The following is a 25,149-nucleotide window of genomic DNA, read 5'->3' as shown; positions in this document are numbered from 1 at the left end:
CTCAGTTCTTCGGGGCGCCTCAGTTCTTCGGGGTGTAGGGCTTGCGGCGGTTGGCGGGAACCTGGGCCGCGCCCGTCCGGCCGTCGCGCGGGGCGGGCACCTCGGGCGCCGTCGCCCGGACGGCGCGTTGCCGGAGCGCGGCGGAGGCGGACGTCCTGGCCTGCGTGGAGGGGCCGGCCGCCGGGGCGGTGCCCACGCGGATCGCGGCGGCCTCGCGCGGCGGCGGGGCGGGCGTGGGCACGTTCACCGGCGGCGCCCATTCCTCGTCACCCCTCGTCCGCGCGGCGCCGCGGCCCTCTGGCGCGTTCCAGAACCGCAGCCAGCCGAAGCGGCGATGGACGCCACGACGGCGGCCGGTCACGCGTAAGGAGAGCACGACGGTCACCAGCACCATCGCGACCAGCAACGCGGGCGGCGTGCCCAGGACGTCGAGCGGCGAGGACCGGCCCACGTCCGAGCGCGGCGCGGGCACGAAGGGCCGCTCGGTCGACCGGATCTCGGTCGCCTGGTCGGCCGCGGCCTTGACCACCCGGGGAAGGCCGTAGCCGACGACCTTGTCGGTGTCCCTGACCTTGCGCTTGAGCCAGACGCGGTCGACGTTGGCCTCGATGGTGTGGATCTTCTTGCCCTCGACCCGTTCCACGATCCCGACGTGGTCCACGCCCTTGTAGCTCTTGCCGCCGCCCCAGTCGAAGAAGACCAGCGCGCCGGGCTCGGGCCGCTGCGCCCAGGCGTTCTGCTTGATGAACCAGGCGGCGTGCGAGGGCGTCCAGGCGAACTGCCCGACGTACGGGCCGAGGCCGGTCCTGTCGGCCGCCCAGGCGATGAACATGTCGCACCAGGGCGCGTTGCGGTACTGGGTGTCCTGGACGCGATCCGCGTACCACTGGCCGAATTTGGTGGTCTGGCCGCTCTTCTCCTTGTAACCGAGTTCCTGCCGTACCTGCTTCAGCAGCGCGTCCGCGATCGGGTCCAGGGTGACTCCTCCCCGAAAAACCGACAAATCACGATGGACTGTAGTAGCGCCATCGCGGGATTGCTCGAATCATTCAGAAAGCGTCTATTTATCGGCCCATATTTCGGCATTGGGACGCATGCGACTGCTGAGACGGGTGGTGCGCCGCCCGTCAGGTCCCCGCGCCCACGCGGTAGACGCTCACCTCGCCCGCGCCCGGCGCCACCACGTCGGCCACGATCACGGTGACGTTGTCGGGCGAGCCGCCCTCGTTCGCCAGGTCGATGAGCCGCTGGACGGCCGCCGCCGGGTCTGCCACCGTGGTCAGCACCTCGTGCAGGACCTCGGGCCCGAGCACGGTGGTGAGCCCGTCGGAGCAGAGGAGGTAACGATCGTCAGGCTCGGCCTCGCGCAGCGCCATGTCCGGTTCGGCCCTGCCCTCGCTGCCCAGGACGCGCAGCACCATGGAACGCCGGGGGTGCACGGCGGCTTGATCCTCCGTTATCCGCCCTTCGTCCACCATCGACTGCACAAGTGTGTGATCCTTGGTCATCTGATAGAGCGCACCATCACGAAGCAGGTATCCGCGGGAGTCACCCAGATGAGCAAGGGCGAACCGGTAGCCGTCCCACAGCATGGCGGTCACCGTGGTCCCCATCCCCCGGCGGGCGGGGTCGATGTCGGCCAGTTCGACCAGCCTGCGGGCCGCCTCGTGCACGGCGCCCTCCAGGGCCGCCTCCAGGTCCGAGCCGGTCTCGGGAAGCGTGGCATCCAGCTCGCGCATGACGGCGATCGCCGCCGAGCTCGCCAGCTCGCCTGCCGCGTGCCCGCCCATGCCGTCGGCAACCACGAGCAACCGGCCACTCGCATAGCCGGAATCCTCGTTCTGCTCCCTGCGACGGCCCACGTCTGATCCGGCGGCATAGCGGATGTTGTGCTTCATACCCAGCAGTAAATCATTGGTTGAAAGACTTCACAAGCAGATGCGCTGAAGACTCTTGTGAACTACTGTGGCCTCATGAGCCACGACCCGACCGTGAACGCCGGGGACATCGCCCGGCTCGCCGGTGTCGGGCGTGCCGCGGTGAGCAACTGGCGCCGCCGCCACGACGACTTCCCCCAGCCGATCGGCGGAACCGCGAACCAGCCGCTGTTCTCGCTGCGGCAGGTCGAGTCCTGGCTGCGCCGCTATGGGAAGTCCTACCAGGTCTCGCTGGGAGATCGGGTGTGGCAACGCCTGAAAGCCGCCGGCGATCTGCGGCTGGGCCAGCTGGTCGCCCAGGCTGGAACGTTGCTGACCAGCGGTGAGAGCGAGCTGGAGCCCGAGCTGGCCGGGCTCGTGTCGGAGCTGGCCGAGCGCCACGGCGCGCTCACGGCCTACGAGTTCCTCTGCGAGCGTTACCTGGAGGCCCACTCCCGCCAGCTCTCGGTCACCCGCCACGACGTGGCCGAACTGATGCTGCGGCTGGTCCGGGCCGAGGGCGCCACCGTCCTCGACCCGGCCTGCGGGGTCGGCACCCTGCTCCTGCCGCCCGCCGGCGCCCTGCCCACAACGCTGCCCACCGCGCTGCCCGCAGCGCTGCCCGGCGGGGCGGAACGGTCCGAAGCCGTTCCCGGCGACCCCGCGCCGGCCGCGGGCGACGACCCGCCGCCGGGCCGGCCCGCCCGGGTGCTCGGGCAGGAGCTCAGCGAGACCTCGGCCGCCATCACCGCCGCCCGCCTGCGGCTGCGCGGCATCGAGGCCGACATCGTGGCCGGCGACTCCATGCGGCTCGACGGCTTCCCCGAGGTCAAGGCCGACGCCGTGGTGTGCGATCCGCCGTTCAACGAGCGGGCCTGGGGTTACGAGGAGCTGACCGGCGATCCGCGCTGGGAGCACGGCCTGCCGCCGCGCGGCGAGCCTGAGCTGGCCTGGGTCCAGCACTGCCTCACCCACGTCCGGCCCGGCGGCCTGGTCGCCGTGCTCATGCCGCCGGCCGCCGCGAGCCGCAAGGCGGGCCGCCGGATCAGGGCCAACCTGCTGCGCGCCGGAGCCCTGCGCGCGGTGGTGGCGCTGCCCGGCTCCGACCTGTGGTTGCTGCGCCGGCCGAAGGCGGGCGAGCGGCCGCCGTCGGAGGTGCTCATCCTCGACGCGACGGCCGACCTGGCGCCGGTCGAGGCCGCCTGGCTGGCCTACCTCGACGACCGCTCCGACCAGACGGTGCGCATCATCGACCTGCTGGCCGACGAGGTCGACATGACCCCGGCCCGCCACCAGCGCCGCGACGACGTGGGCCGGGCCTTCGCGCAGGCCCGCGACCGGTTCCTGGCCGCCGCGGCCGTCCCGCCCGACCTGAAGGTGCTCGACCAGCCGCTCGACCAGCCGTCCACGACGCTGGGCGACCTGATCAAGGAGGGCCTGGTGAGCACGTCCCAGGCGCCGCCCAAGATGGCCGCCGACGGGGGTGACGTGGCCGTGCTCACGGCCGACGACGTGCTGCGCGGCGGCGCGCCCTCCGGCCTGACCACCATGCAGCCCGGCCTGATCGTGATCCGTCCTGGCGACGTGGTGGCCTCCTACTCCGGGGTGCGGGTGATCACCGACGGCGGCGCGGTGCTCGGCCCCCACCTGACCCTCTACCGGGTCGACGCCCGCCGGCTCGACCCCGACTTCCTGGCCGGCTTCCTGCGGGCCGCGGGCGGCCGGGTGACCACCGGGTCCAGCAGGTTCGACGTGCGCCGCACCCGCGTGCCGCGGTTGTCGCTGAAGGAGCAGAAGGCGTACGGGGAGGCGTTCAGGCAACTGGCCGTGCTGGAGGACGCGCTGCGCGAGACGTCGACCCTCGGCCGCACGCTGATCAGGCTGGGCCTCGACGGTCTGGCCGACGGCCATCTGCACCCGCAGTCCTGACGGTGTAGTTTTTCCCGAAAGGCTGCGTGGAGGGGCGAATGGTCATCGGCGACCGCTATGAGCTCGACGACCTCCCCCTCGGGCAGGGCGGGATGGGCGCGGTCTACGCGGGCCACGACCGCCACCTCGACCGCAGGGTGGCGGTGAAGCTGCTCAGACTGCCGAGCGGCCCCGACCACGAGCTGGAACGCCGGTTCATCCGCGAGGCGCGCATCCTGGCCAGGCTGGAACATCCGGGCGCGCCCGTGCTCTACGACTTCGGCACCCACGAGCAGCGGCTCTACCAGGTGATGCAGTTCATCGAGGGCGTCACCGTGGCCGACGTGGTCAGCGAGCACGGCCCGCTGCCGGTGCCGTGGGCGGCGGCCATCGCGGCCCAGGCGTGCGCGGTGCTGTCGGCGGCCCACGCCCTGGCGATCTGCCACCGCGACCTCAAGCCGACCAACCTCATGCTCTGCCCCGACGGCAGCGTCAAGGTGCTCGACTTCGGGCTCGCGCTGCTGCGGGACGCCGACGTCACCACGTTCACCCGCATCGGCCAGATCCTCGGCACGCCGGCGTACATGGCCCCCGAGCAGATCCAGCACGGCGTGGCCGAGCCGCGCAGCGACCTGTACTCGCTCGGCTGCGTCCTGCACGAGATGCTGACCGGGCACCAGCTCTTCACCGGGCCGACCGACTACGTGGTGTTCGAGCAGCAGGTCAAGGAGCGTCCGCCGGCCATCCCCGGGCTTCCCGACGAGCTGGGCGCGCTCCTGGCCGAGCTGCTGGAGAAGCAGCCGGAGAACCGGCCGGCCGACGCCGACGAGCTGTACGAGCGGCTGGCCCCCTTCGCCGTCGAGCTGCCGATGCTGCCCGGCTTCCTGACCGAGGCGCCGAGCCCCGGCCGCATGTACGCCCGCATGGTGGGCCGCGTGCTCAGCCGCCGGTCGTAGCGCCCGGGAGCGCGGCGAAGGCGGCGATCAGGGCGTCCCCCAGGCGGTCGCGCCAGCAGTAGCGGTCGTGGCCGCCCTCGAACTCCCGGTAGTCCGCCGCCGCGCCGAGCACGGCCCGCAGCCGCTCGGTCGGGCCGTGCATGTCGTCGTCCTCCAGGCTGCCGAGCTGGAGGTGCACGCGCGGCGCCGGGCCCCTGGCCAGCTCGCCCGTCAGCCATTCGGGCTCGGGGCCGTCCGGCCACCAGAACGAGCCCGACTGCGACACCGCCGCCGCGAACCTGCCGGGATGCCGGTGGGCGGCGTAGACGGCGGTGAGCCCGCCGAGACTCTGGCCGGCGATCACGGTGAAGCCGTCGTGGGGCAGGGCGTCCACGAACCCGGGGTCGCAGGTGAGCCGGGCCGTGCGCTCGGGGCCCGACTCGACCAGCCAGGCCCGGACCGGCGGGATGCGGCCGGCGGCGATGAGGTTGTCGAGGATGACGGGCAGGTCCTCGGTCCACTCCTCGCCGTCGAGCGCCACCAGCGAGCCGACCGGCGGGAGCGCGGGCTCGTACCGGAACCCGGGGGGCTCGCGGACGAGCCGGTGGCGGCGCCGGCCGGGGACCAGCCACGGTGACGACGGGGTCGTCTCGGCGATCGAGAAGCCCCGCCACAGGCGGGGGTTGAGCGGGTCGGCGACCGGTGCGCCGTCCACCTGGAGGTGGTAGGAGGCGCGCCAGCCGCGCCGCACGCGGAACGTGCGGCTCCAGAGGCCCGGCGCGCGCTCCAGCAGGGCGTCGATGCCGTCGGGACGCAGCCTGCCGGCCAGGACGCGCACCTCACGGGCGGGACCGTGCCACAGGAACGTGACAGCGTCGTGCTCGTCGTCGAGCCGGGCGACGACGGGCGTGACGGGTGTGCCGCTCCGGCCGGGCGCACCGGGGCGCGGAACCTGCAGGGTCTCGGGCGGAAGGTCGCTCGTCACGGCGGGCCGCTCCTCAGTCCGGTCGGACACGTTGCAGCACCCTACCCCACCCGCTCCCGGCCCGGCCCCTGAACGCGCTCTCTCGGTAACGCCGATCGTTATGCGGACCCCGTTGACAGGGCGGCGGGACGGCCGCGAATCTGGCGAGAGAGCGCTCTCTCACATCCCCCGTTCTCCCCCCAGGAGGGTTTCCATGACCCCTCGTGTCCGGCGGCTCGCCCTGCCCGTGCTCGCCGCGTCCCTGCTCGCGCTGGCGACGGCCTGCGGTGGCGGCGCAGGCCCCACCACCGAGGCGAGCGCCAAGCCCGGCGAGAAGATCAAGCTGTCCATCGGCCTCTTCGGCGACTTCGGCTTCAAGCCGCTCTACGAGGAGTACAACAAGACCCACCCGAACATCGAGATCACCGAGGCCGTCACCCAGTTCAACGACCACCACAACAACCTGGTCAAGCGCCTGGCCACGAACGCCGGCGCGGGTGACGTCGAGGCCGTCGAGGTGGGCTACATCAGCACCTTCACCTCCCAGCCCGGCAAGTTCGTCGACCTCAAGCAGTACGGGCTGGACAAACGCCAGGGCGACTACCTCGACTGGAAGTGGCAGCAGGGCCTCAGCAAGGACGGACAGCAACTCCTCGGCCTCGGCACCGACGTCGGCGGCCTGGCGATGTGCTACCGCAAGGACCTGTTCAAGAAGGCCGGGCTGCCGAGCGACCGGGCCGCGGTGAGCGCTCTCTGGCCCACCTGGGAGCAGTACATCGAGACCGGCAAGAAGTTCGGCGCCGCGAACGTCGCCGGCGCCAAGTTCGTCGACTCCCCCGGCGAGATCTTCCGCGCCATGGTCAACCAGGCTCCGGTCGGCCTGTACGACGCCCAGGACAAGATCATCGTGGACAGCAACCCCGACGTGAAGAAGGCGTGGGACCTGTCCAACCAGCTCACCCAGGAGGGCCTGACCGCCAAGCTGGCCGCCTTCACCCCGCCGTGGAACACCGGCTTCGCCAAGGGCTCGTTCGCCACGATCATCTGCCCCGCCTGGATGACCGGGTTCATCCAGGAGCAGGCCAAGGACGCCTCCGGCAAGTGGGACATCGCGACCGTGCCGGGCGGTTCGGGCAACAGCGGCGGCTCGCATCTGATGGTGCCCAAGCAGAGCAAGCACCCGAAGGAGGCGGCCGAGCTGATCGACTTCCTGACCTCCAAGGAGAACCAGGCCAAGGTGTTCAAGGAGGAGGGCACGTTCCCGTCGATCCCGGCGCTGTACGACGACCCCTCGATCCAGAACTTCACCAAGCCGTTCTTCGGCGACGCCCCCATCGGCAAGATCTACTCCGACGCCGCCAAGGCGCTCAAGCCGCAGCACCTCGGCCCCAAGGAGGCCGACGTCCGGGTGGCGATCGGCAACGGGCTCGGCCGGGTCGAGCAGGGCAAGCAGACGCCCGACGAGGCGTGGGCGCAGGTCCTCCAGGACGTCCAGAAGATCAAATGAGTACGCTCCCGCTGTCGGCGCCGGCCCGGCACCGGCGGCGTGGCGTGCGGCACACCCTCGACGTGAGGGTGTCGCCGTACGCCTACGTCGCCCCCTTCTTCCTGCTGTTCTGCGCCTTCGGGCTGTTCCCGCTGGTCTACACGGCCTGGGTGAGCCTGCACGACTGGACCCTGCTGTCGGAGGAGCACACGTTCGTCGGCGCGAAGAACTTCCAGACGCTGCTGGCCGACGGCTACTTCTGGAACGCCACCTTCAACACGCTGTCCATCGGCGTGCTGTCCACCGTGCCGCAGCTCCTGCTGGCCGTCTGGCTGGCCCACCTGCTGAACCGGCGGCTGCGCTTCCAGACGCTGCTGCGCATCTCGATGCTGCTGCCCAACGTCACCAGCGTGGTGGCCGTGGTGGTGATCTTCAGCCAGCTCTTCGGCCGCGACTTCGGGCTGATCAACTGGGTGCTGTCGTGGGTCGGCATCGGGAAGATCGACTGGGCGGCCGGCACCGCCACCTCGCACATCGCGCTCTCCGTGATGATCATGTGGCGCTGGACCGGCTACAACGCGCTCATCTTCCTGGCCGCCATGCAGGCCGTGCCGCGCGAGCTGTACGAGGCCGCCACCCTCGACGGCGCGAGCAGCTTCACCCAGCTGCGCCGCATCACCATCCCGATGATCCGGCCGACGATCATCTTCGTCGTCATCGTCTCCACGATCGGCGCGATGCAGATCATCGCCGAGCCCCTGCTGTTCGGCCAGAGCAGCGGCGCGGGCGGCGGCGCGGCCAGCGGCGGCCCGGACCGCCAGTACCAGACGCTCGCGCTGTTCGTCTACGAGCAGGGCTTCACCAAGTTCGACTTCGGGTACGCCTCGGCGGCGTCCTGGCTGATGTTCCTGGTCGTGGTGGCCGCCGCCGGGATCAACTTCCTGATCAGCCGCCGGGTGAAGGGCGGCACGACATGAGACTGCGCTACCTGACCCTCATCGCGGTCGCCTTCTTCTCCGCCTTCCCGCTCTACTACAGCGTCGTGGTGGCCTCGCGGCACAACTCGGCGCTGGCCGAGGTCCCGCCGCCGCTGCTGCCCGGCGGGAACCTCCTCGCCAACGTCGCCCGCGTGTTCGACACCGTGCCGTTCGGGCTGGCGCTGCTGAACTCGGTCATCGTGGCGGGCTCGATCGCGGTCGCGGTGATGTTCTTCTCGACGCTGGCCGGGTTCGCCTTCGCCAAGCTGAGGTTCCGGGGCAGGAACGCCATGCTGGTGATCACCGTGGCCACCATGATGGTCCCGGCCCAGCTCGGCATCATCCCGCTCTACCTGCTCATGGTGAAACTGGAGTGGACCGGCACGGACTACGCGCTGATCGTGCCGGCGCTGGTCAACGCGTTCGGGGTGTTCTTCATGACCCAGTACCTGACCCGGGCGCTGCCGGACGAGCTGCTGGAGGCCGGGCGGGTGGACGGGTGCACGACGTGGGGCCTGTTCTGGCACGTCGTGCTGCCCGCCGCGCGGCCGGCGGCGGCCGTGCTCGGCATGCTGACGTTCATGTCGGCGTGGAACGACTACTTCTGGCCGCTGGTCGTGCTGAACCCGGACAACCCGACCGTCCAGGTGGCGCTGTCCACGCTTGCCAGCGGTTACGTCAACGACTACGTGCTGGGCCTGGCGGGCACGGCGGTCGGCGTCCTGCCGCTCGTGGCGGTCTTCGTGCTGTTCGGCAGGCAAATCATCGGTGGAATCATGCAAGGAGCTGTTAAGGGATGAAGTTTCCCGAGGAATTCGTCTGGGGAGCCGCCACGGCCTCCTACCAGATCGAGGGGGCGGTCAAGGAGGACGGGCGCGGCCGGTCGATCTGGGACACCTTCTCCCACACTCCCGGGAAGGTCGCCGGCGGCGACACCGGCGACGTGGCCTGCGACCACTACCACCGGTACAAGGACGACGTCGCGCTGATGCGCGAGCTGCGGCTGCGGGCCTACCGGTTCTCGGTGGCGTGGCCGCGCGTGCAGCCGGAGGGAGCCGGGCCGGTCAACCCGCGCGGCCTCGCCTTCTACGACAAGCTCGTAGATGAACTACTAGCCGCCGAAATTTCGCCCTATGTCACGCTTTATCACTGGGACCTTCCCCAAGCCCTCGAAGACCACGGCGGCTGGACGAACCGCGACACGGCCTACCGTTTCGCCGACTACGCCCAGGCCGTGCACGACCGGCTCGGCGACCGGGTGACCCACTGGACGACGCTCAACGAGCCCTGGGTGTCGGCCTTCCTCGGCTACGGCAACGGCGTGCACGCGCCCGGCCGCCGCGACCCGGGCCAGGCCATGCGCGCGGCCCACCACCTGCTGCTCGGCCACGGCCTGGCGGCGAGCCGGCTGCGGGCGGCGGGGGCGCGCAGCATCATGCTCGTGGTCAACTCCGCGCCGGTGCTCACCCCGGCCCAGGTCAACGACCCCACGGCGGTCGCCGGCGAGGCGGACGCGGCCGCCGCCGAACGTGTCCACGCCCTGCTGACCAGGCAGTTCCTCGACCCGGCGGTGCACGGCAGGTACCCGGAGGAGGTCCTCGCGGCGGCGGCCCGCAACGGCGGGACCGCGCACGTGCACGACGGCGACCTGGAGCTGATCAACGTGCCGATCGACCTGGTCGGCGTCAACTACTACAACCCGTGCGTGGTCGAGTCGGGCCCGGGGCTGCCCGCCGACGCCGCCTGGCCCGGCTCCGACGGCGTGCGCTTCACCACGGCGGACGCGCCGGTCACCGCGATGGGCTGGCCGATCGTGCCCGACGGCCTGTCCCGGCTGCTCGTCCGGCTCTCGAAGGACTATCCGCAGGTCGGGCTCATGGTCACCGAGAACGGCGCGGCCTTCGACGACCTGGTCGAGGACGGCAGGGTGCACGACGACGAGCGCGTGGCGTACCTGGACGGGCATCTGCGCGAGCTGCACCGGGCCGTCGAGGCGGGCGCCGACCTGCGCGGATACCTCGTGTGGTCGTTGCTGGACAACTTCGAGTGGGCCGAGGGCTACCGGCGCAGGTTCGGCATCGTGCACGTGGACTACGCGACGCAGACCCGGGTGCCCAAGGACAGCGCCCTGTGGTACCGCGACGTGATCGGCAGGAACGGCCTGTAGATTTTTTCCGTGCTCTCCCTCTTGGTGCAGTCATGAGACGCCCGACGCTGGAGGCGGTCGCCGCCCGCGCGGGCGTCTCCCGCGCGACCGCCTCCAGGGTCGTCAACAACCAGACGACCGTCGCGCCGCACATCCGCGACGCCGTGCAGCGCGCCATCGACGAGCTGGGCTACATCCCCAACTCGGCGGCGCGCAGCCTGGTCACCCAGCGCACCGACTCGATCGCCCTGGTCGTCAGCGAGCCGGGCACCCGGGTCTTCTCCGAGGACCCGATGTTCTCCACGGCGATCAGGTCGGCCAGCTACGAGCTGGAGGCGGTCAACAAGCAGGTCGTGCTGATGCTGGCCTCCTCGCCCAAGAGCCACGCCCGGGTGGAGCGGTACATCTCGGGCGGCCACGTCGACGGCGTCATGCTGATCTCCATGCACGGCGCCGACCCGCTGCCGGCCGCGCTGTCGCGCCTGCGCGTGCCCGTGGTCTCCTACGGGCGGCCGGCCGTGCCGGTCGACATCCCGTTCGTCGACAACGACAACGTGGGCGGGGCCGAGGCGGGCGTCCGGCACCTGGTCGAGTCCGGACGGCGCAGGATCGCCACCATCGCCGGCCCGCAGGACATGATCGCCGGGCAGGACCGCCTGACCGGCTACCGCAACGTGCTGCGCGACTCCGACCGCCGCTCGATCGTGGCCGTGGGCGACTTCACCCGGGAGTCGGGCGCGATCGCGATGCGCCAGCTCCTCGGCGACGACCCCGCGCTCGACGCCGTGTTCGTGGGCAACGACCTGATGGCGGTCGGCGCGCTTCAAGCGCTGCGCCAGGCCGGGCGGCGGGTGCCCGACGACGTCGCGGTGGTGGGGTTCGACGACATCGAGGCGGCCAAGTACACCGAGCCGCCGCTGACCACGCTGCGCCATCCCATCGCCGAGCAGGCGGCGGCCATGGTCCGGCTGCTGCTCGGCCTGTTCGAGGGCGGCTCGCGGGAGCCGGTGATCCTGCCGACCGAGCTGGTGGTCCGTGAGTCGGCCTGAGCCCGCCGCAGCCGCCCGGGTGATCTCCGTCGGCGAGGCCGTGGCCGCCGCCGTCGCGGTGGCCGAGGAGCACGGCCTCACGGTGCGCGAGCCCGTCGTGCTGAAGGACTCCTACAACCTGCGCGTCCACCTGCGGCCGGCGCCGGTCGTGGCGCGGGTGCCCACGGTCACCGCCCTGGCCCGGCTCCGGCCCGAGGAGGCGATGCGGCGGGAGCTGGCGGTCGTGTCGTTCCTGCACGAGCGGGGTGCGCCGGTCGTGCCGCCGAGCGACCTGCTGCCCGCGCGGGTGCACGAGCGCGGCGGGGCGCTGGTGTCGTACTGGCGGCACGTCGAGCACGACGGGTCGCGGCCGGTGACGCCCGAGGTGTTCGGGCGGGCGCTGCGCGAGCTGCACGAGGCGCTGCGCGGGTATCCGGGCGCGCTGCCGCGCCTCGGGCCGGTCCTCGACGAGCCCGGTCACCTGCTCCGGGTGCTCGCCGCCGACCTGGAGCCGGCGGTGTCGGCCCGGCTCGCCGAGGCCCGCGCCGGGCTGGCGGCCCGGCTGCCGGAGGGCGGGCAGGCCGTGCACGGCGACGCCCATCCGGGCAACGTGCTGGTCACGCCCGCCGGCCTGCTGTGGAACGACTTCGAGGAGACCACGTACGGGCCTGTGGGCTGGGACCTGGCCTGCCTGCTCGGGACCGTGCGGCTCGACGGCCGCGCGGCCGTGCGCGCCTACGGCGCCGATCCCGGCGACCCGGCCCTGGCGGTGTTCGCGGAGGCGCGGGCGCTGCAGGCCGTCCTGTGGAGGCTGGTCAGGGCGCGGCGCTTCCCCGAGGAGCGGGCCGCCGCCCGCGCCGTCCTCGACGAATGGCTGCGCGACCCCGCCGGCCGCTGACCCCGGCCCGTTCTCAGACCGGTACGACGCCCTGCGCCGGGCCGAGGAAGTAGCCGCCGGTGGCGTCGAGCACGTGGCCGGTGATCCACCGGGCGTCCGGCCGGGCCAGCAGCGCCACGGCGTCGGCGATGTCCTCGGGACGGCCGATGCGGCCGAGCGCGGTGACCTCGGTGACGCGCCGCTCGGCGACGCCGTCGTGGTCCTCGCGCAGCCAGGCGTTCATGTCGGTCTCGGTGACGCCCGGGGAGACGGTGTTCACGGTGATGCCGCGCGGGCCGAGCAGCGGGGCGAGGGTGAAGCCGAGCGTGTCCAGCGCGCCCTTGGTCATCGAGTACACGACGTCGGGCAGCGCGATGCGCACGACCGCCGAGGACACGTTGATGATCCGGCCGCCGTCGTTCAGCAGCGGCAGCGCCCGTTCGATCACGAAGTACGGCGCCCGCACGTTCACCGCGAACACCCGGTCGAACTGCTCGGGCGTGACCGAGTTCAGCACTCCGCCCAGGATGGCGGCGTTGTTCACCACGATGTCCAGCCGGTCGTCGCGCAGTCCGTCGAACAGGGCGTCCACGCCGTCCTCGAAGGCGGCCTTGACGGCGTACGCCTGGCCGCCGGCGTGCTCGATCTCGGCGACCGTCTCCTTGGCCAGGTCGTCGTTGGTGGCGTAATGGACGATCACCCGGGCGCCGCCGGCGGCCAGGCGTCGCGCCACGGCCCGTCCGATGCCGCGCGAGGCCCCCGTGACCAGCGCGGTCCTGCCTGCGAACTCACTCAATGGTGCTCCTTCATCGGTGGAGCTCCATCGTGCGGCGGGGACGCCGCGGGCGTCCAAGACCGGCTGTTATAGCTTCTTGCTATGGATGCCCATATCCGGGATCTGCGGTATTTCGTGGCGGTCGCGGAGGAGTTGAGCTTCACGCGGGCGGCCACCGAGCGGCTGTTCATCTCCCAGCCCTCGCTGAGCAGGCAGATCAGGCAGCTTGAGCTGTCCCTGCGGGCCAGGCTGTTCGACCGCGACCGGCGGACCGTCGCGCTGACCGCCGCCGGGGCCGCGCTGCTGCCGCTGGCCCGGCAGATCATCGAGCAGTGGGAGGACGCGCGGCGCGCGGTGGCCTCGGCGCGCGAGGAGCGCACGCTGACCGTGGGGTTCCAGACGCGGATCGGGCGGGGGCTGGTGCCGTCCATCGTGGAGGCGCTGCCGGGGTGGGAGCTGCGCTTCCGCCAGATCACCTGGGCCGACCCGACCGTGGGGCTGGGCGACGGGCAGGTGGACGTCGCGGTCGCCTGGCTGCCCGTCCCCGGCGACGGCGTCTACGACTGGACGGTGGTGAGCACCGAGGAGCGGTGGGTGGCGCTGCCCGCCGGGCACCGGCTGGCCGGGCGGGCGGAGGTCGGGCTGGCCGAGCTGGCCGGCGAGCCGTTCGTCGCGCTGCCGCGCACGGCGGGGCCGATGCGGGACTTCTGGCTGGCCGCCGACCGGCGCACCGGCCCGGCGCTGGTCGGGGCGGAGGCGGAGACGGCGGAGGAGGCGTTCGAGGTGGTGGCGTCCGGGCGGGCCGTCGCGCTGGTCTCAGCCGGGAACGCCGAGCTCTACCGGCGCGACGACGTGGTGGCGCGGCCGGTGAGCGGCCTGCCGCCGAGCAGGCTGGCCATCGTCTGGCGGCGCGACGACCGCAGGCCGTCGGTGCGCGCGCTGGTGCGGGAGTTCGTCCGCTGCCTGTGCGCGTGACGGGTCAGGTCGGAATGGTGGCGCGGGCCCCCTCGACGTGGGCGGCCACGCGGTCGGCGCCGCACGACTTCGCCAGGGCGCGGGCCTCGTCGGCGAGCGCCAGCGCCTCGTCGTGCCGCCCCTGGGCGACCGCGATATGAATCAGCCCGACCTGGTTGGACGCGGCCTCGACCGCGTCCCGTTCACGGTCGGACGCGGCGAGCGCGGCGTCGTCCCCTGCGTAGATCCCGCGTTCGTAGAGCTCCCTGGCCCGCTCGATCCACATTCGCCCGAATGTACGGGAAGTCGAGGCCGTGACCAAGGAGGTGCACGGCGGCTCCGGTCAGCCGCGGGCCCGCGCCGTCGAGGCCCTGACCACCAGCTCCGGCTCGAACAGCAGTTCGTCGGCGGGCACCACGGCCTTGTCGATCTGGGCCACCAGCAGGTCGACGGCGGCCCGGCCCATCGCGTCGATCGGCTGGCGGACCGTGGTCAGCGGCGGCTCGGTGCAGTTCATCAGCGCCGAGTCGTCGAAGCCGATGACCGAGACGTCCCCCGGGACGTCGAGGCCGGCCCGCCTGGCCGCCCGGACCGTGCCGAGCGCGAGCAGGTCGCTGGCGCAGATCACGCCGGTCACGCCCTGCTTGACCAGCCTGGACGCGGCCGCGTGCCCGCCTTCCAGGGAGAACATCGTGTGCTCGACCAGCCGCGGGTCGCCGCCGCGGGCCTGGAACGTCTCCAGCTTGCGCCGGGAGGGCATGTGGTCCTTCGGGCCGAGCACCATGCCGACGCGTTCGTGGCCGAGCGCGCGCAGGTGGGACAGGGCCATCTCGGCGGCCACCACGTCGTCGCAGGAGACCTGCGGGAAGTCCAGCCGCTCGACGGCCGCGTTGACCAGGACGGTCGGCAGCTTGCGCTCGTGCAGCAGCTCGTAGTGGTCGTGCGAGGCGTCGGCCTGCGCGTAGAGGCCGCCGGCGAAGACCACGCCGCTGACCTGCTGCTGGAGCAGCAGATCGACGTAGTCTGCCTCGGAGACGCCGCCGACCGTGCGGGTGCAGAGCACCGAGGTGAATCCCTGCTGGGCCAGCGCGCCGCCGACGACCTCGGCGAAGGCGGGGAAGATCGGGTTCTGCAGCTCGGGGAGCACCAGGCCGACCAGGCGGGCCCGGTCGCCGCGCAACTGGGTGGGACGTTCGTAGCCGAGCACGTCGAGCGCGGTCAGGACGGCCTCGCGGGTGGCGTCGGACACACCCGGCTTGCCGTTGAGCACGCGGCTGACCGTCGCCTCGCTCACCCCGACCTTCTTCGCCACCTCTGCGAGTCGTCGCGTCATGCGCAAACTATACGGCCTCCCGCGTAAGCGCTTGCGATCACTTACGTAACCCTCGCCACCCCTTCCCACTCCCGCCCAGAGCGGCCTTCCCGGCAATTTCGGCGCAGCGGACGGGGGAAATGCGGAGTGCCGCACGACAATGACCAGTCAAATGTTTGCGCAATCACGTCAAGCGGTTGCGAAATCCTGCGTCACAACTCCGCCCTGGACGGCAAGCCTTGCCAGTCGCTCACACTCGTCATCGCCGCCGCGCTCAGCAGCGCGCCGCGGTGCAGCCGTTCCTGCGGCGTCAGGCCGTCGAGCGCGGCGCTGATGTAACCGGCCGCGAACGCCTCCCCCGCGCCCGCCATGTCCACCACGGGCACCTGCGGGACGGCCACGTCGTAACGCATGCGGTCGGCGCGCACGCTGGCGCCCTTGGCGCCCCGGTCGACCACCACCTCGCGCTCGGGGGTGAGGGCTGGCTTGACCAGGTCCAGCTCGTCCTGGGCGAGGAAGAGCAGGTGGGACCGGCAGGCCAGCTCGCCGAGCACCTCCTCGGCCTCCCGGACCGAGGGCCACAGCTCGGGCACGTAGTCGACGGCGAAGGAGATCATCACCCCGGCCGTCCGCGCCGCGCCCATGGCGGCGTGCACGGCGTCGAGCGCGTCCCTGCCCAGGGCCGCCGTGACGCCCGTCACGTGCAGCATCTTGGCGGCGCCCACCCGGTCCATCGGCACGTTGCCGGGCGACAGCCGGGACCCGGCCGAGCGGGTGCGGTACTGGGCGGTCACCGGCTCGCGGCCGACGCGCACCTCCCTGAGCACCATCCCGGTACGCGCCCCTTCGACCACCCGCACGTCCTCGACGTCCACGCCCTCGCCCTTGAGCACGGTCAGCGCCCTGGCGCCCAGCTCGTCGTCCCCCACCCGGGCGGCGTACGCGCATCGGTGGCCCAGCCTGGACAGAGCGATCACCAGGGTGAACTCGGGGCCGCAGACGTCCAGTCTGGCCTCGTTCTCGTGCCGCACCCGGCCGCTGGAGACCACCCCGAGCGGCTCGCCGAGCGCGTAGACGTCCGTCATGAGCCAGACTGTAGTTGGTCACGACTGCGCGGATTGATTTTTTCGCATAAGTCCTGGTTGGGACCGTGATCAAATATTTTCTGTATCTTTAGCGAACCTTTTCCCCAACTCGTGCCTCAAAGTAGTAGAGGAAGCCGGCGCGCCCCGGTGCCGGCTTCGAGTCGATACGGGGAGAGGAATCAGCACCCTCATGAGAAAGATCGCAGTAGGAATCATCACCGCCTTCGTCGGCGGGGCCATGTTGGTTTCCGGCGCGGGCGCCGCCTCCGCCACCGCGACCAAGCACGCCACCGAACTCAAGATCCGTGACATCACCCCCAACCCGGTCGTGGTGAAGGCCGGCAGCGAGACCACCGCGTACTTCGACATCGGCGCCAGCTCCGACGTCAAGAAGGTCACGCTGAGCGTGGCTCCGGAGGGCGACGTCCGCACCTTCCGTGCCAAGGACGTCAAGGACCTCGAGGGCTGGCGCTTCGCCGTCCCGTTCACCGAGGGCGACTTCGCCGGCAAGTGGAAGGCCACCGCCGTGGCCTTCGACAAGGACAACAAGCAGGTCGCCACCGACTCGGCGTTCTTCGCCGTCGAGATCCAGAAGGGCAAGGCCGACACCCGCATCACGCGCTTCACGGCCGACCCCTACAAGGTCCGTCAGGGCCGCTCGATCTACTTCTCCGGTCGCCTTCAGGTCGATGACGAAGGCTGGGAGGGCCTGCGCGGCGAGAAGGTCAGCGTCTACTACCGCGCCGACGGCTCCAGCGGCTGGAAGTGGGTCGCCTCGGCCAAGACGTCCTGGGGCGGCAAGTTCGCCACCAAGACCCGCGCCTGGAAGAGCGGCACGTTCAAGGCCGTCTTCGAGGGTGACGACGAGCTCAACAGCTCCGAGAGCCGTCGCGACTACGTCAAGGTCTACCGCTCCTGGCACCACCACTGATTGATCGCCGAGGCCCGGTTCCCCTGCGGGGAGCCGGGCCTCTGGCATTTCCGGATTCTTTTGCCGGAGAGGTTTATCGATCAGCGGATCGCCGCATGGACTGACCCATTTGCAAAAGAGGCGGCCCGCCGCCTCGCGGTCCCCGGCGTCGATCCGACAGGAGCCCCCACATGCCCCACCCCCTGATCGCCCTCGTCCTGAGCCTGACGAGCACGTTGGGGGCGGCCCCTTCGGTCCGTTACGAACCCGCCGGCACGGCCCGGGAGCAGCACGCGAGGAAGCTCCTGAAGGACAGCGGCGTGCTGCGCACCCGGCTCGGCGGCGTCCAGGTCGTCGCCCGCGGCTGCGACGCCCCCCGCGCCACCTGGAACGGCGACCGGCGGCGGATCACCATCTGCTACTCGCTGGTGGCCAAGATCGACCGCACGCTCACCGGCATCTCCGAGACGGAGGAGGCCGACCGGCGCACCACCGCCGCCCGCGTGGACGGCGCGCTGGCCGCCCTCTACCACCACCAGCTCGGCCACGCCCTGGCCGCGCTCAACGGCCTGCCCGCCGGCGAGCCGCGGGCCGACCGGTTCGCCGCGCTGACGCTCGCCGCGCGCGACGGCGGCCACGTGGTGGCCGCCGCCGAGGCCCGCCACCTGCTGGCCGCCCACACCCACGCCGACCACCTGTCGGGAACGGCCGCCGCCGCCACGTTCGCCTGCCTCCTGTACGGCGCCGACCCCGTCAAGTACGCCCGCATCGCCAAGGGCGGCTGGGTGCCGGCCCAGCGCGTCCCGTCGTGCCGCGCCGAGTACGAGCGGGCCAGGGCGGAACTGGGGTCACTGGCCGTGAAAGTCGGGGCCTGAGGGGTACGTCCGGATGTATGGCTGAGGAGCTGCTCAGGGACTTCGACCCGTTCGACATCTTCGACACCGAGGCGGCCCGGCTCGACCGGTTCTTCGACGGGCTCGACGAGGCGGGCTGGGCGCGTCCGTCCCGCTGCGCCGGGTGGTCGGTGCGCGACGTGCTGGCCCATCTGGCGGGCGAGGAGGCGTACAACCACGCCTGTCTCGACGGCACCGTGCAGGAGCTGCTGACCCGGGTGGCCGCCGAGGGGGTGACCGGGTTCAACGACTTCAACGAGTGGACCGTACGGCAACGCCGCGACGTGCCCGTCGAGGAGGTGCTCCAGGAGTGGCGCACCAAGAACGGCGAGACGCGCGAGCGTATGCGCGCCCTCGGCCCCGACGCGCTGATCGACACGGCGGCGGGCCCGTACCCGGTGGGGTTGCAGACCTTCCACTACGACTCCGAGTACGCCACCCACGCCGACGACGTCGGCGCGCCGGTGGCGCAGGAGGAGATCGACGACCGGACGTTCTGGCGGGTCGCCGTCGGGCGGTTCGTGCTGGCCGAGCAGGAGTCGAGGGCTCAGGTGGAGCAGACGGCCGAGCAGATCTGGGTGAGCGTCGACCAGGGCAGCGCGTCGTTGTCGTACCCGGAGTTCGTGGAGGCCACCGTGGGGCGGCTGCCGACCGACGGGCTCGACCCGCGGGTCGCCGCCGCGCTGCGGTGCCTGGCCTGAGAGGAGAGCGGGATGTGGCTGCGTAACCGTGCGGGCACCGAGCCGGTGACGGCGCGCAGCCCGCTGCGCGCCAGGCGGGTCCTGTCATGGATCGCCCTGGTGGTCGCCGCGGCCGCGGCGGTCTTCTTCGTGATCCGCGCGATGGCCACGGGTGAGCAGGTGTGGGTCTGGGAGGCCGCCCTGGCCGCCGCGGTGGCCGTGGTGGCCGCCGTGGACCTGGCGGTGCTCAGACGCCGGCGCGCCGGGCCGTCGGGCGGCGGGTCAGGTAGTGAGCACGGCCGGTGAGAAGGCGGGCACGGCCGGTCAGGTGGTGAGCACGTGGGTCAGGTCGTGAGCACGGCGGGTCACGTGGTGAGCACGGCCAGCAGGAGCAGCAGGATCACCGCGGCGGCCACCCCGAAGATGATCCAGACATGGGTCAGCGCCCACACTCGCAGCCGGTCACCGTAGGCCTGCGGGTAGTCGATGCCGTCGGACTCGATCCTGTTGATCGCCGCCACGCGCCGGGCCAGTTCGGGGTCGTCCCGTTCGAGCCCCTGCTCGATCTCAGCGAGGATGCGGCGTTCCCTTCCAGAGAGACCCATCGCGATCACCATTGCTCCCACGCCGGTGAAAGCCTTGTACCCACCGGTAGCCCCGGCATGCCCGCCCGGCGCCTCCTTGGCGTGACATGCCGAAACCCCCGGCCGTTCCGGCCGGAGGGCGCGGAACGGACGGGGGCGGGTCAAGCCTTGGCTGTCATTTCTTGCCGTAACGCTGGTTGAAGCGCTCGACGCGGCCCTCGGTGTCGAGGACGCGGCTGCGGCCGGTGTAGAACGGGTGGCTGGCCGACGACACGTCGACGTCCACGACCGGGTAGGTCCTGCCGTCCTCCCACTCGACGGTCCTGCTGCTCGTCAGGGTCGAGCGGGTGAGGATGGCGAAGCCGGCGCTCGGGTCGCGGAAGACGACTGGACGGTACGAGGGGTGCAGGTTCTTCTTCATGCCCCTCTCAACCCGGTGGCAATGGTTTTCATTCCCTCGCTTCCGGGTCCATCCCGAGCACGGTCCGGCCGCCGTCCACGGGGATCGTCGCCCCGTTGACGAACGAGGCGTCCGGCGAGAGCAGGTGCGCCACGACCGCGGCCACCTCGCCGGGGAAGGCGACCCGGCCGAGGGGGTGCACCCTGGCCATCTCGCGCTCGACGTCCACCACCTCGTCCGCGGTCCTGGAGGCCAGGAAGTCCTCGTAACGCTCGGTGGCCACCGAGCCGGGCGCGACGGCGTTGACCCTGATGCCGTACCGGCCGTACTCGACGGCCAGCGACCTGGTCAGGCCCTCGGTCGCGGCCTTCGCGGTGGCATAGGGCAGGCTGCCGGGAACCGCCCGCGTGGCCTGGTGGGAGGTGACGTTGACGATCGCGCCCGGCGTGCCCGCCGCGAGGAAGCGGCGGACGGCGACCGCGCAGCCCACCAGCGCCAGGTCCAGGTTGGCCGCGATCAGCTGCCTGACCTCGGCGATCGGGGCGTCGTGCACGGAGGCGTCCCGGAAGATCGCCGCGTTGTTGACCCAGCCCGCCAGCGTGCCGGCCTCCTCGGCCCGGTCGGCGGCCCAGGAGACCAGTTCCTCGTCGGCCGCGTCGCCCACCACGGGGATGACGCGCGGGCCCGTCCAGGACAGCGAGCCGCCGTCGCGGTCGATGACGACGACGGTGTCCTTCTCCCCCAGGAGCCGCTGGACCACGGCCTTCCCGATGCCACGCCCGCCGCCGGTCACCACGTAGGAAAGACTCATGCGTCCGACGCTACTCGCTCCCGGAGTGACCCTTCTCACCGTATTTCCGGCTGGTGAACGGGAACGAACCAGGACGTGATCGCCGTATCCGGTCCGAGGTCGCCGGCCCGCGTGGTCGGGGCGCTCGCGATCACGCAGACGGCCGGCTACGGCGTGCTCTACTACGCGTTCTCGGTGTTCATCCCGCCGATGGCCCGCGACCTGCGGACCGGGGTCGCCCAGCTCACCGGCGCGATCACGGTGTCGGTGCTGGTGTCCGCGCTGGTCGCGCCCTTCGTCGGACGCCTGCTCGACCGGCACGGCGGGCGCGCGCTGATGACGGCCGGGTCGCTGCTGGGCGGGCTCGCGGTGCTCGCCTGGTCGCAGGTGCGCACCGTGACGCAGCTCTACCTGGCGTGCGCGGCGCTCGGGATCGCCTCGGCCATGGTGCTCTACGAGGCCGCCTTCGCGGTGATCGTCGCCGGTTTCGACCCGGCCCGGCGGGCGCGCGCGCTGCTCGCCGTGACGGTGGTGGCCGGGTTCGCCTCCAGCATCTTCCTGCCGCTGACGGGGTTCCTCGTGGACCGGTACGGCTGGCGGCAGGCGCTGGTCGTCCTGGCCGCCGGGTACACGCTGACGGCCGTGCCGCTGCACGCGCTGGCCGTGCGGGGGCGGGGGACGTCCGCGCCGCCGGCCCGGCGTCGCGCGATCGTCGGCTCCGCGCTGCGCGAACGGCCGTTCTGGCTGCTGGTGGCCGCCTTCCTGGCCCAGACGGGCGCGGTGGCGGTCATGGGGGTGCTGCTGGTGACGTACCTGATCGCGCTCGGGCATCCGCCGCTGTTCGCGGCGAGCGTGGCCGGGCTGCTCGGCGTGTTGTCGGTGACCGGGCGGCTGGTCACGACGGGGCTGCAGAGCAGGTGGCCGGTGGCGCTGGTCACGGCGGCGATGTTCGCCGTCCAGGGGGTGGCCGCGCTGCTGCTGCCGCTGGCGGGCGACAGCGCGGCCGGGGCGGTGGCCGGGGTGGTGCTGTTCGGGCTGGGGTTCGGGGTGGCCACGATCGCCCGTCCCGCCCTGCTGGCCGACCGGTACGGCACGGCCGCGTACGCGACGCTGAGTGGCGCGCTCGCCCTGCCCGTCACGGTGTCCAAGGCCGTGGCCCCGCTGCTGTCGGCGGCGGTGGCGCAGGTCGCCGGATACCCGGCGGTGATGGCCTCGGTGGCGGCGGCCTGCGTGCTCGGAGCGCTCTCGCTGGTGGCCTACGATCGGTACGGGCGGGCGCCGGAGCGACAGGCCGCGTTGCCAGCCGAGCCGACCTGAGACCCGCGGTCCGCCGTCGGCGGAACTGACGGAACGTCGGCCGACGACCACGTAAGGTAGCCGCATGGATACCCCCACCGAGGCTCTCCACCGCGTCTTCGGTTACGACTCGTTCAGGGCGGGTCAGCAGGAGATCATCGACCACGTCGTCGGCGGCGGCGACGCGCTGGTGCTCATGCCCACCGGCGGCGGCAAGTCGCTGTGCTACCAGATCCCCGCGCTCGTGCGCCCCGGGGTGGGGGTCGTCGTCTCGCCGCTGATCGCGCTCATGCAGGACCAGGTCGACGCGCTGCGCGCGCTCGGCGTGCGGGCCGGTTTCCTCAACTCCACCCAGGACTTCGACGAGCGTCAGCTCGTGGAGGCGGAGTTCCTGGCCGGCGAGCTCGACCTGCTCTACCTCGCCCCCGAGCGGCTGCGCGTCGAGGCCACGATGCGGCTGCTGGCCAAGGGCGAGATCTCGTTGTTCGCCATCGACGAGGCCCACTGCGTGGCGCAGTGGGGCCACGACTTCCGCCCCGACTACCTCGCCCTGTCGGAGCTGCGCGAGCGCTGGCCGCAGGTGCCGCGCATCGCGCTGACCGCCACCGCCACCCCGGCCACCCACGCCGAGATCTCCACCCGGCTCGGCCTCGACCAGGCCCGCCATTTCGTGGCCGGCTTCGACCGGCCCAACATCCAATACCGCATCACGTCCAAGAGCGACCCCAAGCGGCAGCTCCTCGACTTCCTGCGCACCGAGCACCCGGGCGACTCCGGCATCGTCTACTGCCTGTCGCGCTCGTCGGTGGAGAAGATCGCCGCGTTCCTGACCGACCACGGCATCGCCGCGGTGCCCTACCACGCGGGCCTCGACGCCCGCACCCGCGCCGCCCACCAGTCCCGCTTCCTGCGGGAGGACGGGCTGATCGTGGTGGCCACCATCGCGTTCGGCATGGGCATCGACAAGCCCGACGTGCGTTTCGTCGCCCACCTCGACCTGCCCAAGTCGGTCGAGGGCTACTACCAGGAGACCGGCCGCGCCGGACGCGACGGCCTGCCCGCGACCGCCTGGATGGCCTACGGCCTGCAAGACGTCGTCCAGCACCGGCGCATGGCCCTGGAGGGCGACGAGGCCCACCGCCGCCGCCAGGTCCTCCACCTCGACGCCATGCTGGCGCTGTGCGAGACCGCCGGCTGCCGCCGGGTCATGCTGCTCGACTACTTCGGGCAGAAGGGCGCCGAACCCTGCGGCAACTGCGACACCTGCCAGAGCCCGCCCGAGTCCTGGGACGGCACGATCGCCGCCCAGAAGGTGCTGTCCACCGTGCTGCGGCTGAAGCGGGAGCGCGGCCAGAAGTTCGGCGTCGGGCAGGTGGTCGACATCCTGCTCGGCAAGAAGACGGCCAAGGTGCTCCAGCACGGCCACGACTCGCTGTCCGTCTTCGGCGTGGGCACCGACCTGGGCAACGCCGAGTGGCACGGCGTGGTCCGGCAACTGCTGGCGCAGGGCCTGCTCGCGGTGGAGTCCGACCACGGCACGCTGGTGCTCACCGACGCCAGCGCCGACGTGCTGCGCGGGCAGCGGGAGGTGCCGTTGCGCCGCGACACGGCCCGTCCGGCGTCCCGGGCGTCCAGGTCGTCGTCCGGGTCGTCCGGGTCGTCCGGGGCGAAGGGCCAGCCGGCCGCCGAGCTGCCCGCCGAGGCGGTGCCGCTGTTCGAGCGGCTGCGGGCCTGGCGGGGCGCGGTCGCCAAGGAGCAGGGCGTGCCCGCGTACGTCATCTTCCACGACGCCACGCTGCGGGAGATCGCCACGTCGTCGCCGTCCTCGCTGGCGGAGCTGAGCAGGGTCAACGGGGTCGGGGAGAACAAACTCGCCAAATACGGAGAGCAGGTCCTGGAAGTGGTTGGGGCGGCGGGCACAGAAGACGCCTGACGCCGTCCCGGTCAGCCCCGTCCGGCTCCGCTTGGCGTTGGGCGGGCCACGGTTCGGGGTGATGGCGACGGCCGCACGAAGAACGGTCGTCGCCATCACGCTGGCCGACCTGGTCGAGGCGCGTGGCCCGCGACCGGCCGGACGGATCCGGGCCCCGGTGTCCCTCTTTGATCGTACGGGGTGCCGCCGCCGGGTGGGGGGCCGGTCATGCCGTCAGTTCGGGTCGCGGCCGAGGTAGGCGAGAAGGTGGTCCTGGGCGGTGCCCAGCGGGGGCGGCCGCAGCCGGGCGGCGAACCGGAACGGGCGGTCCTCGTCGGTGACGAAGAGCTGGGCCAGGTCCAGCAGCTCTTCGGCGAGGGCGTGCGGGATCGGGCGGCGTTCGCCGCAGGCCCGCGCGATGTCCCAGCCGTGCACGGTGATCTCGATGGCGCCCGCCGCGGCCACCATCGGCGTCGTCATGGGCACGTTCCCCACCGCGATCATCCCGGCCCGGATCGTTCCCGTCCACGTGCCGAGCACCTCCGTCGCGCCGTCCCTGAGCAGCAGCGCCGGGTTCCCGGACGCCGGCCCGCCGACCGGCACCGGCCTGCGGGCGGTGGCGATGCGGCCGAGCGCGGCCTCGTTCAGGGCCTCGAAGGAGTCCTGCATGTGGTCCAGGAGCTCCTGGAGGTTCCAGCGGGAGCACGGGGTGGGCCGGCACAGGACGTGTGGGCTCACCACGCGCAGGCTGCCCAAGGTGTAGTGGATGGCCCGCTCCAGCAACGCCACCCCTGCCGTCAACGCCCGTGCCCGTTCGTCCATGTCGCCTCCTCGATACATACAGACCTTGAGGGAAGCGGAAAATCATCGGCCCTGGCGACGAAGTGCCGTTCACGCCCGGCGGGCAGAGCGGATGGGCCGGGCCTTCCAGCGGTCGCCGGCGGCGGCACGATGACGCCGTAAGGGGGCGCCGGGAGGAGCGCGAGTGCGGGCTTCTGGTGCGGCGGCCAGATCGTCCTGGATCGGCAAGGAGCGGGTGCCGCTGGTCGGGCCTGGTGCTCCCCCGTTGGAACCTTTCGGGCGGGTGGGGGGTAGGTGAGGGCATGAGGAAGATGGCGGTGTTTGCGGTGGCGGCGTTTCTGGCGGGGGCCGGGTGTGCGACGGCCGGGGGTTCCGGGACGGCGACGGGGGCAAGTGGCGGCGCCGGGTCCTCGTACGGAGGTGAGGGCGGCGCCGGGTCCTCGTACGGAGGTGAGGGCGGCGCCGGGTCCTCGTACGGAGGTGAGGGCGGCGCCGGGTCCTCGTACGGAGGTGAGGGCGG

Annotated in this window: 26 protein-coding genes; 15 read left to right on the top strand and 11 right to left on the bottom strand. The window is 72.0% G+C overall.

What is annotated here, in order from left to right:
- Positions 1-19: 19 nt before the first annotated feature.
- Positions 20-1,003: a CHAP domain-containing protein gene (locus tag AB0J71_RS24675; RefSeq protein ID WP_364416229.1), complete on the bottom strand. Its 984-nt coding sequence runs from the start codon at positions 1,001-1,003 to the stop codon at positions 20-22.
- 124 nt (positions 1,004-1,127) lie between these two features.
- Entirely contained in the window at positions 1,128-1,898 is a 771-nt protein-coding gene (locus AB0J71_RS24670) for a protein phosphatase 2C domain-containing protein (RefSeq protein ID WP_357970990.1), read from the bottom strand.
- A 75-nt stretch (positions 1,899-1,973) separates the two neighbouring features.
- On the opposite strand from AB0J71_RS24670, the gene AB0J71_RS24665 reads away from it, so the two are divergent.
- Positions 1,974-3,845: an N-6 DNA methylase gene (locus AB0J71_RS24665; protein ID WP_364389121.1), complete on the top strand. Its 1,872-nt coding sequence runs from the start codon at positions 1,974-1,976 to the stop codon at positions 3,843-3,845.
- Between the two features lie 38 nt (positions 3,846-3,883).
- Entirely contained in the window at positions 3,884-4,780 is an 897-nt protein-coding gene (locus AB0J71_RS24660; protein ID WP_352320112.1) for a serine/threonine-protein kinase, read from the top strand.
- Here AB0J71_RS24660 and AB0J71_RS24655 read toward each other — a convergent pair.
- Positions 4,764-5,774: an alpha/beta hydrolase-fold protein gene (locus tag AB0J71_RS24655; RefSeq protein ID WP_364416227.1), complete on the bottom strand. Its 1,011-nt coding sequence runs from the start codon at positions 5,772-5,774 to the stop codon at positions 4,764-4,766. The two genes, AB0J71_RS24660 and AB0J71_RS24655, sit on opposite strands and share 17 nt — an antisense overlap.
- 163 nt (positions 5,775-5,937) lie before the next feature.
- Here AB0J71_RS24655 and AB0J71_RS24650 point away from each other — a divergent pair, with 163 nt between their 5' ends.
- Genes AB0J71_RS24650 through AB0J71_RS24625 form a run of 6 tightly spaced genes read left to right on the top strand, consistent with a single transcriptional unit; the run spans position 5,938 to position 12,258 of the window.
- Positions 5,938-7,230, top strand: a complete 1,293-nt coding sequence (locus AB0J71_RS24650) for an extracellular solute-binding protein (protein ID WP_364416225.1) — start codon at positions 5,938-5,940, stop codon at positions 7,228-7,230.
- The gene (locus tag AB0J71_RS24645) at positions 7,227-8,186 is read left to right on the top strand and encodes a sugar ABC transporter permease (protein WP_364416223.1); all 960 of its coding nucleotides are present in this window, start codon (positions 7,227-7,229) and stop codon (positions 8,184-8,186) included. The genes AB0J71_RS24650 and AB0J71_RS24645 overlap by 4 nt, the downstream gene beginning before the upstream one ends.
- Complete coding sequence (locus AB0J71_RS24640; RefSeq protein WP_352320105.1) at positions 8,183-8,986, top strand: carbohydrate ABC transporter permease; 804 nt, start codon at positions 8,183-8,185, stop codon at positions 8,984-8,986. Before AB0J71_RS24645 ends, AB0J71_RS24640 begins: the two co-directional genes overlap by 4 nt.
- Complete coding sequence (locus AB0J71_RS24635; RefSeq protein WP_352320103.1) at positions 8,983-10,353, top strand: GH1 family beta-glucosidase; 1,371 nt, start codon at positions 8,983-8,985, stop codon at positions 10,351-10,353. Before AB0J71_RS24640 ends, AB0J71_RS24635 begins: the two co-directional genes overlap by 4 nt.
- A 32-nt stretch (positions 10,354-10,385) precedes the next feature.
- Positions 10,386-11,381: a LacI family DNA-binding transcriptional regulator gene (locus AB0J71_RS24630; protein WP_352320101.1), complete on the top strand. Its 996-nt coding sequence runs from the start codon at positions 10,386-10,388 to the stop codon at positions 11,379-11,381.
- On the top strand, positions 11,368-12,258 hold the full coding sequence (locus AB0J71_RS24625) for a phosphotransferase (protein ID WP_364416221.1): 891 nt from the start codon (positions 11,368-11,370) through the stop codon (positions 12,256-12,258). The genes AB0J71_RS24630 and AB0J71_RS24625 overlap by 14 nt, the downstream gene beginning before the upstream one ends.
- Before the next feature lie 13 nt (positions 12,259-12,271).
- On the opposite strand, the gene AB0J71_RS24620 is transcribed toward AB0J71_RS24625, so the two are convergent.
- On the bottom strand, positions 12,272-13,033 hold the full coding sequence (locus AB0J71_RS24620; protein ID WP_352320098.1) for an SDR family oxidoreductase: 762 nt from the start codon (positions 13,031-13,033) through the stop codon (positions 12,272-12,274).
- Between the two features lie 81 nt (positions 13,034-13,114).
- Here AB0J71_RS24620 and AB0J71_RS24615 point away from each other — a divergent pair, with 81 nt between their 5' ends.
- Positions 13,115-13,987 (top strand): LysR family transcriptional regulator, encoded by an 873-nt coding sequence (locus tag AB0J71_RS24615; RefSeq protein ID WP_364416219.1) that lies wholly within the window; start codon positions 13,115-13,117, stop codon positions 13,985-13,987.
- A 4-nt stretch (positions 13,988-13,991) separates the two neighbouring features.
- On the opposite strand, the gene AB0J71_RS24610 is transcribed toward AB0J71_RS24615, so the two are convergent.
- The 3 genes from AB0J71_RS24610 to AB0J71_RS24600 form a co-directional block, all read right to left on the bottom strand.
- Complete coding sequence (locus AB0J71_RS24610) at positions 13,992-14,252, bottom strand: hypothetical protein (RefSeq protein ID WP_364416217.1); 261 nt, start codon at positions 14,250-14,252, stop codon at positions 13,992-13,994.
- A gap of 57 nt (positions 14,253-14,309) precedes the next feature.
- Positions 14,310-15,299, bottom strand: coding sequence for a LacI family DNA-binding transcriptional regulator (locus tag AB0J71_RS24605; RefSeq protein ID WP_352320092.1), 990 nt, complete (start codon positions 15,297-15,299; stop codon positions 14,310-14,312).
- A gap of 191 nt (positions 15,300-15,490) precedes the next feature.
- Entirely contained in the window at positions 15,491-16,363 is an 873-nt protein-coding gene (locus AB0J71_RS24600) for a PfkB family carbohydrate kinase (RefSeq protein WP_352320090.1), read from the bottom strand.
- A 190-nt stretch (positions 16,364-16,553) separates the two neighbouring features.
- On the opposite strand from AB0J71_RS24600, the gene AB0J71_RS24595 reads away from it, so the two are divergent.
- The 4 genes from AB0J71_RS24595 to AB0J71_RS24580 all read left to right on the top strand — a co-directional run bounded on the left by AB0J71_RS24595 (position 16,554) and on the right by AB0J71_RS24580 (position 19,152).
- On the top strand, positions 16,554-17,294 hold the full coding sequence (locus tag AB0J71_RS24595) for a hypothetical protein (protein WP_352320088.1): 741 nt from the start codon (positions 16,554-16,556) through the stop codon (positions 17,292-17,294).
- A gap of 170 nt (positions 17,295-17,464) precedes the next feature.
- Positions 17,465-18,148 (top strand): DUF4344 domain-containing metallopeptidase, encoded by a 684-nt coding sequence (locus tag AB0J71_RS24590; RefSeq protein ID WP_364416215.1) that lies wholly within the window; start codon positions 17,465-17,467, stop codon positions 18,146-18,148.
- A gap of 17 nt (positions 18,149-18,165) precedes the next feature.
- Positions 18,166-18,867 (top strand): maleylpyruvate isomerase family mycothiol-dependent enzyme, encoded by a 702-nt coding sequence (locus tag AB0J71_RS24585; RefSeq protein WP_364416213.1) that lies wholly within the window; start codon positions 18,166-18,168, stop codon positions 18,865-18,867.
- Positions 18,868-18,879: 12 nt separating this feature from the next.
- Positions 18,880-19,152, top strand: coding sequence for a DUF6343 family protein (locus AB0J71_RS24580; RefSeq protein ID WP_364416211.1), 273 nt, complete (start codon positions 18,880-18,882; stop codon positions 19,150-19,152).
- A gap of 59 nt (positions 19,153-19,211) precedes the next feature.
- Here the strand turns inward: AB0J71_RS24580 and AB0J71_RS24575 are convergent, their stop codons facing one another.
- The 3 genes from AB0J71_RS24575 to AB0J71_RS24565 form a co-directional block, all read right to left on the bottom strand.
- A complete protein-coding gene (locus AB0J71_RS24575) occupies positions 19,212-19,451 on the bottom strand; it encodes a DUF3040 domain-containing protein (RefSeq protein ID WP_357970963.1) in 240 nt (79 codons plus the stop codon).
- A 154-nt stretch (positions 19,452-19,605) separates the two neighbouring features.
- The gene (locus AB0J71_RS24570; RefSeq protein ID WP_352320080.1) at positions 19,606-19,851 is read right to left on the bottom strand and encodes a type B 50S ribosomal protein L31; all 246 of its coding nucleotides are present in this window, start codon (positions 19,849-19,851) and stop codon (positions 19,606-19,608) included.
- Between the two features lie 28 nt (positions 19,852-19,879).
- Positions 19,880-20,641, bottom strand: coding sequence for an SDR family oxidoreductase (locus AB0J71_RS24565; protein WP_352320078.1), 762 nt, complete (start codon positions 20,639-20,641; stop codon positions 19,880-19,882).
- A 75-nt stretch (positions 20,642-20,716) separates the two neighbouring features.
- On the opposite strand from AB0J71_RS24565, the gene AB0J71_RS24560 reads away from it, so the two are divergent.
- Together AB0J71_RS24560 and recQ are read left to right on the top strand one after the other, a co-directional pair.
- A complete protein-coding gene (locus AB0J71_RS24560; protein ID WP_352320076.1) occupies positions 20,717-21,937 on the top strand; it encodes an MFS transporter in 1,221 nt (406 codons plus the stop codon).
- Between the two features lie 64 nt (positions 21,938-22,001).
- Positions 22,002-23,849, top strand: coding sequence for a DNA helicase RecQ (gene recQ, locus AB0J71_RS24555; protein WP_364416209.1), 1,848 nt, complete (start codon positions 22,002-22,004; stop codon positions 23,847-23,849).
- Positions 23,850-24,062: 213 nt separating this feature from the next.
- Here recQ and AB0J71_RS24550 read toward each other — a convergent pair whose 3' ends face one another.
- Positions 24,063-24,650: a TIGR03086 family metal-binding protein gene (locus AB0J71_RS24550; protein WP_364416207.1), complete on the bottom strand. Its 588-nt coding sequence runs from the start codon at positions 24,648-24,650 to the stop codon at positions 24,063-24,065.
- Positions 24,651-25,149 lie beyond the last annotated feature (499 nt).

This window comes from Nonomuraea sp. NPDC049637, assembly GCF_040675235.1.
Taxonomy (GTDB): domain Bacteria; phylum Actinomycetota; class Actinomycetes; order Streptosporangiales; family Streptosporangiaceae; genus Nonomuraea.
Note: the sequence above shows the minus strand (reverse complement) of the source record. Positions and strands in the feature narration are given on the sequence as shown.

What these genes read in the sequence shown, in the direction of transcription:
- AB0J71_RS24585 (WP_364416213.1), top strand. Translation starts at nt 18,166, where the DNA reads ATGGCTGAGGAGCTGCTCAGGGACTTCGACCCGTTCGACATCTTCGAC.
- AB0J71_RS24615 (WP_364416219.1), top strand. Translation starts at nt 13,115, where the DNA reads ATGGATGCCCATATCCGGGATCTGCGGTATTTCGTGGCGGTCGCGGAG.
- AB0J71_RS24610 (WP_364416217.1), bottom strand. Translation starts at nt 14,252, where the DNA reads ATGTGGATCGAGCGGGCCAGGGAGCTCTACGAACGCGGGATCTACGCA.
- AB0J71_RS24575 (WP_357970963.1), bottom strand. Translation starts at nt 19,451, where the DNA reads ATGGGTCTCTCTGGAAGGGAACGCCGCATCCTCGCTGAGATCGAGCAG.
- recQ (WP_364416209.1), top strand. Translation starts at nt 22,002, where the DNA reads ATGGATACCCCCACCGAGGCTCTCCACCGCGTCTTCGGTTACGACTCG.
- AB0J71_RS24590 (WP_364416215.1), top strand. Translation starts at nt 17,465, where the DNA reads ATGCCCCACCCCCTGATCGCCCTCGTCCTGAGCCTGACGAGCACGTTG.
- AB0J71_RS24580 (WP_364416211.1), top strand. Translation starts at nt 18,880, where the DNA reads ATGTGGCTGCGTAACCGTGCGGGCACCGAGCCGGTGACGGCGCGCAGC.
- AB0J71_RS24570 (WP_352320080.1), bottom strand. Translation starts at nt 19,851, where the DNA reads ATGAAGAAGAACCTGCACCCCTCGTACCGTCCAGTCGTCTTCCGCGAC.
- AB0J71_RS24565 (WP_352320078.1), bottom strand. Translation starts at nt 20,641, where the DNA reads ATGAGTCTTTCCTACGTGGTGACCGGCGGCGGGCGTGGCATCGGGAAG.
- AB0J71_RS24630 (WP_352320101.1), top strand. Translation starts at nt 10,386, where the DNA reads ATGAGACGCCCGACGCTGGAGGCGGTCGCCGCCCGCGCGGGCGTCTCC.
- AB0J71_RS24550 (WP_364416207.1), bottom strand. Translation starts at nt 24,650, where the DNA reads ATGGACGAACGGGCACGGGCGTTGACGGCAGGGGTGGCGTTGCTGGAG.
- AB0J71_RS24660 (WP_352320112.1), top strand. Translation starts at nt 3,884, where the DNA reads ATGGTCATCGGCGACCGCTATGAGCTCGACGACCTCCCCCTCGGGCAG.
- AB0J71_RS24635 (WP_352320103.1), top strand. Translation starts at nt 8,983, where the DNA reads ATGAAGTTTCCCGAGGAATTCGTCTGGGGAGCCGCCACGGCCTCCTAC.
- AB0J71_RS24605 (WP_352320092.1), bottom strand. Translation starts at nt 15,299, where the DNA reads ATGACGCGACGACTCGCAGAGGTGGCGAAGAAGGTCGGGGTGAGCGAG.
- AB0J71_RS24650 (WP_364416225.1), top strand. Translation starts at nt 5,938, where the DNA reads ATGACCCCTCGTGTCCGGCGGCTCGCCCTGCCCGTGCTCGCCGCGTCC.
- AB0J71_RS24640 (WP_352320105.1), top strand. Translation starts at nt 8,183, where the DNA reads ATGAGACTGCGCTACCTGACCCTCATCGCGGTCGCCTTCTTCTCCGCC.
- AB0J71_RS24665 (WP_364389121.1), top strand. Translation starts at nt 1,974, where the DNA reads ATGAGCCACGACCCGACCGTGAACGCCGGGGACATCGCCCGGCTCGCC.
- AB0J71_RS24645 (WP_364416223.1), top strand. Translation starts at nt 7,227, where the DNA reads ATGAGTACGCTCCCGCTGTCGGCGCCGGCCCGGCACCGGCGGCGTGGC.
- AB0J71_RS24600 (WP_352320090.1), bottom strand. Translation starts at nt 16,363, where the DNA reads ATGACGGACGTCTACGCGCTCGGCGAGCCGCTCGGGGTGGTCTCCAGC.
- AB0J71_RS24670 (WP_357970990.1), bottom strand. Translation starts at nt 1,898, where the DNA reads ATGAAGCACAACATCCGCTATGCCGCCGGATCAGACGTGGGCCGTCGC.
- AB0J71_RS24595 (WP_352320088.1), top strand. Translation starts at nt 16,554, where the DNA reads ATGAGAAAGATCGCAGTAGGAATCATCACCGCCTTCGTCGGCGGGGCC.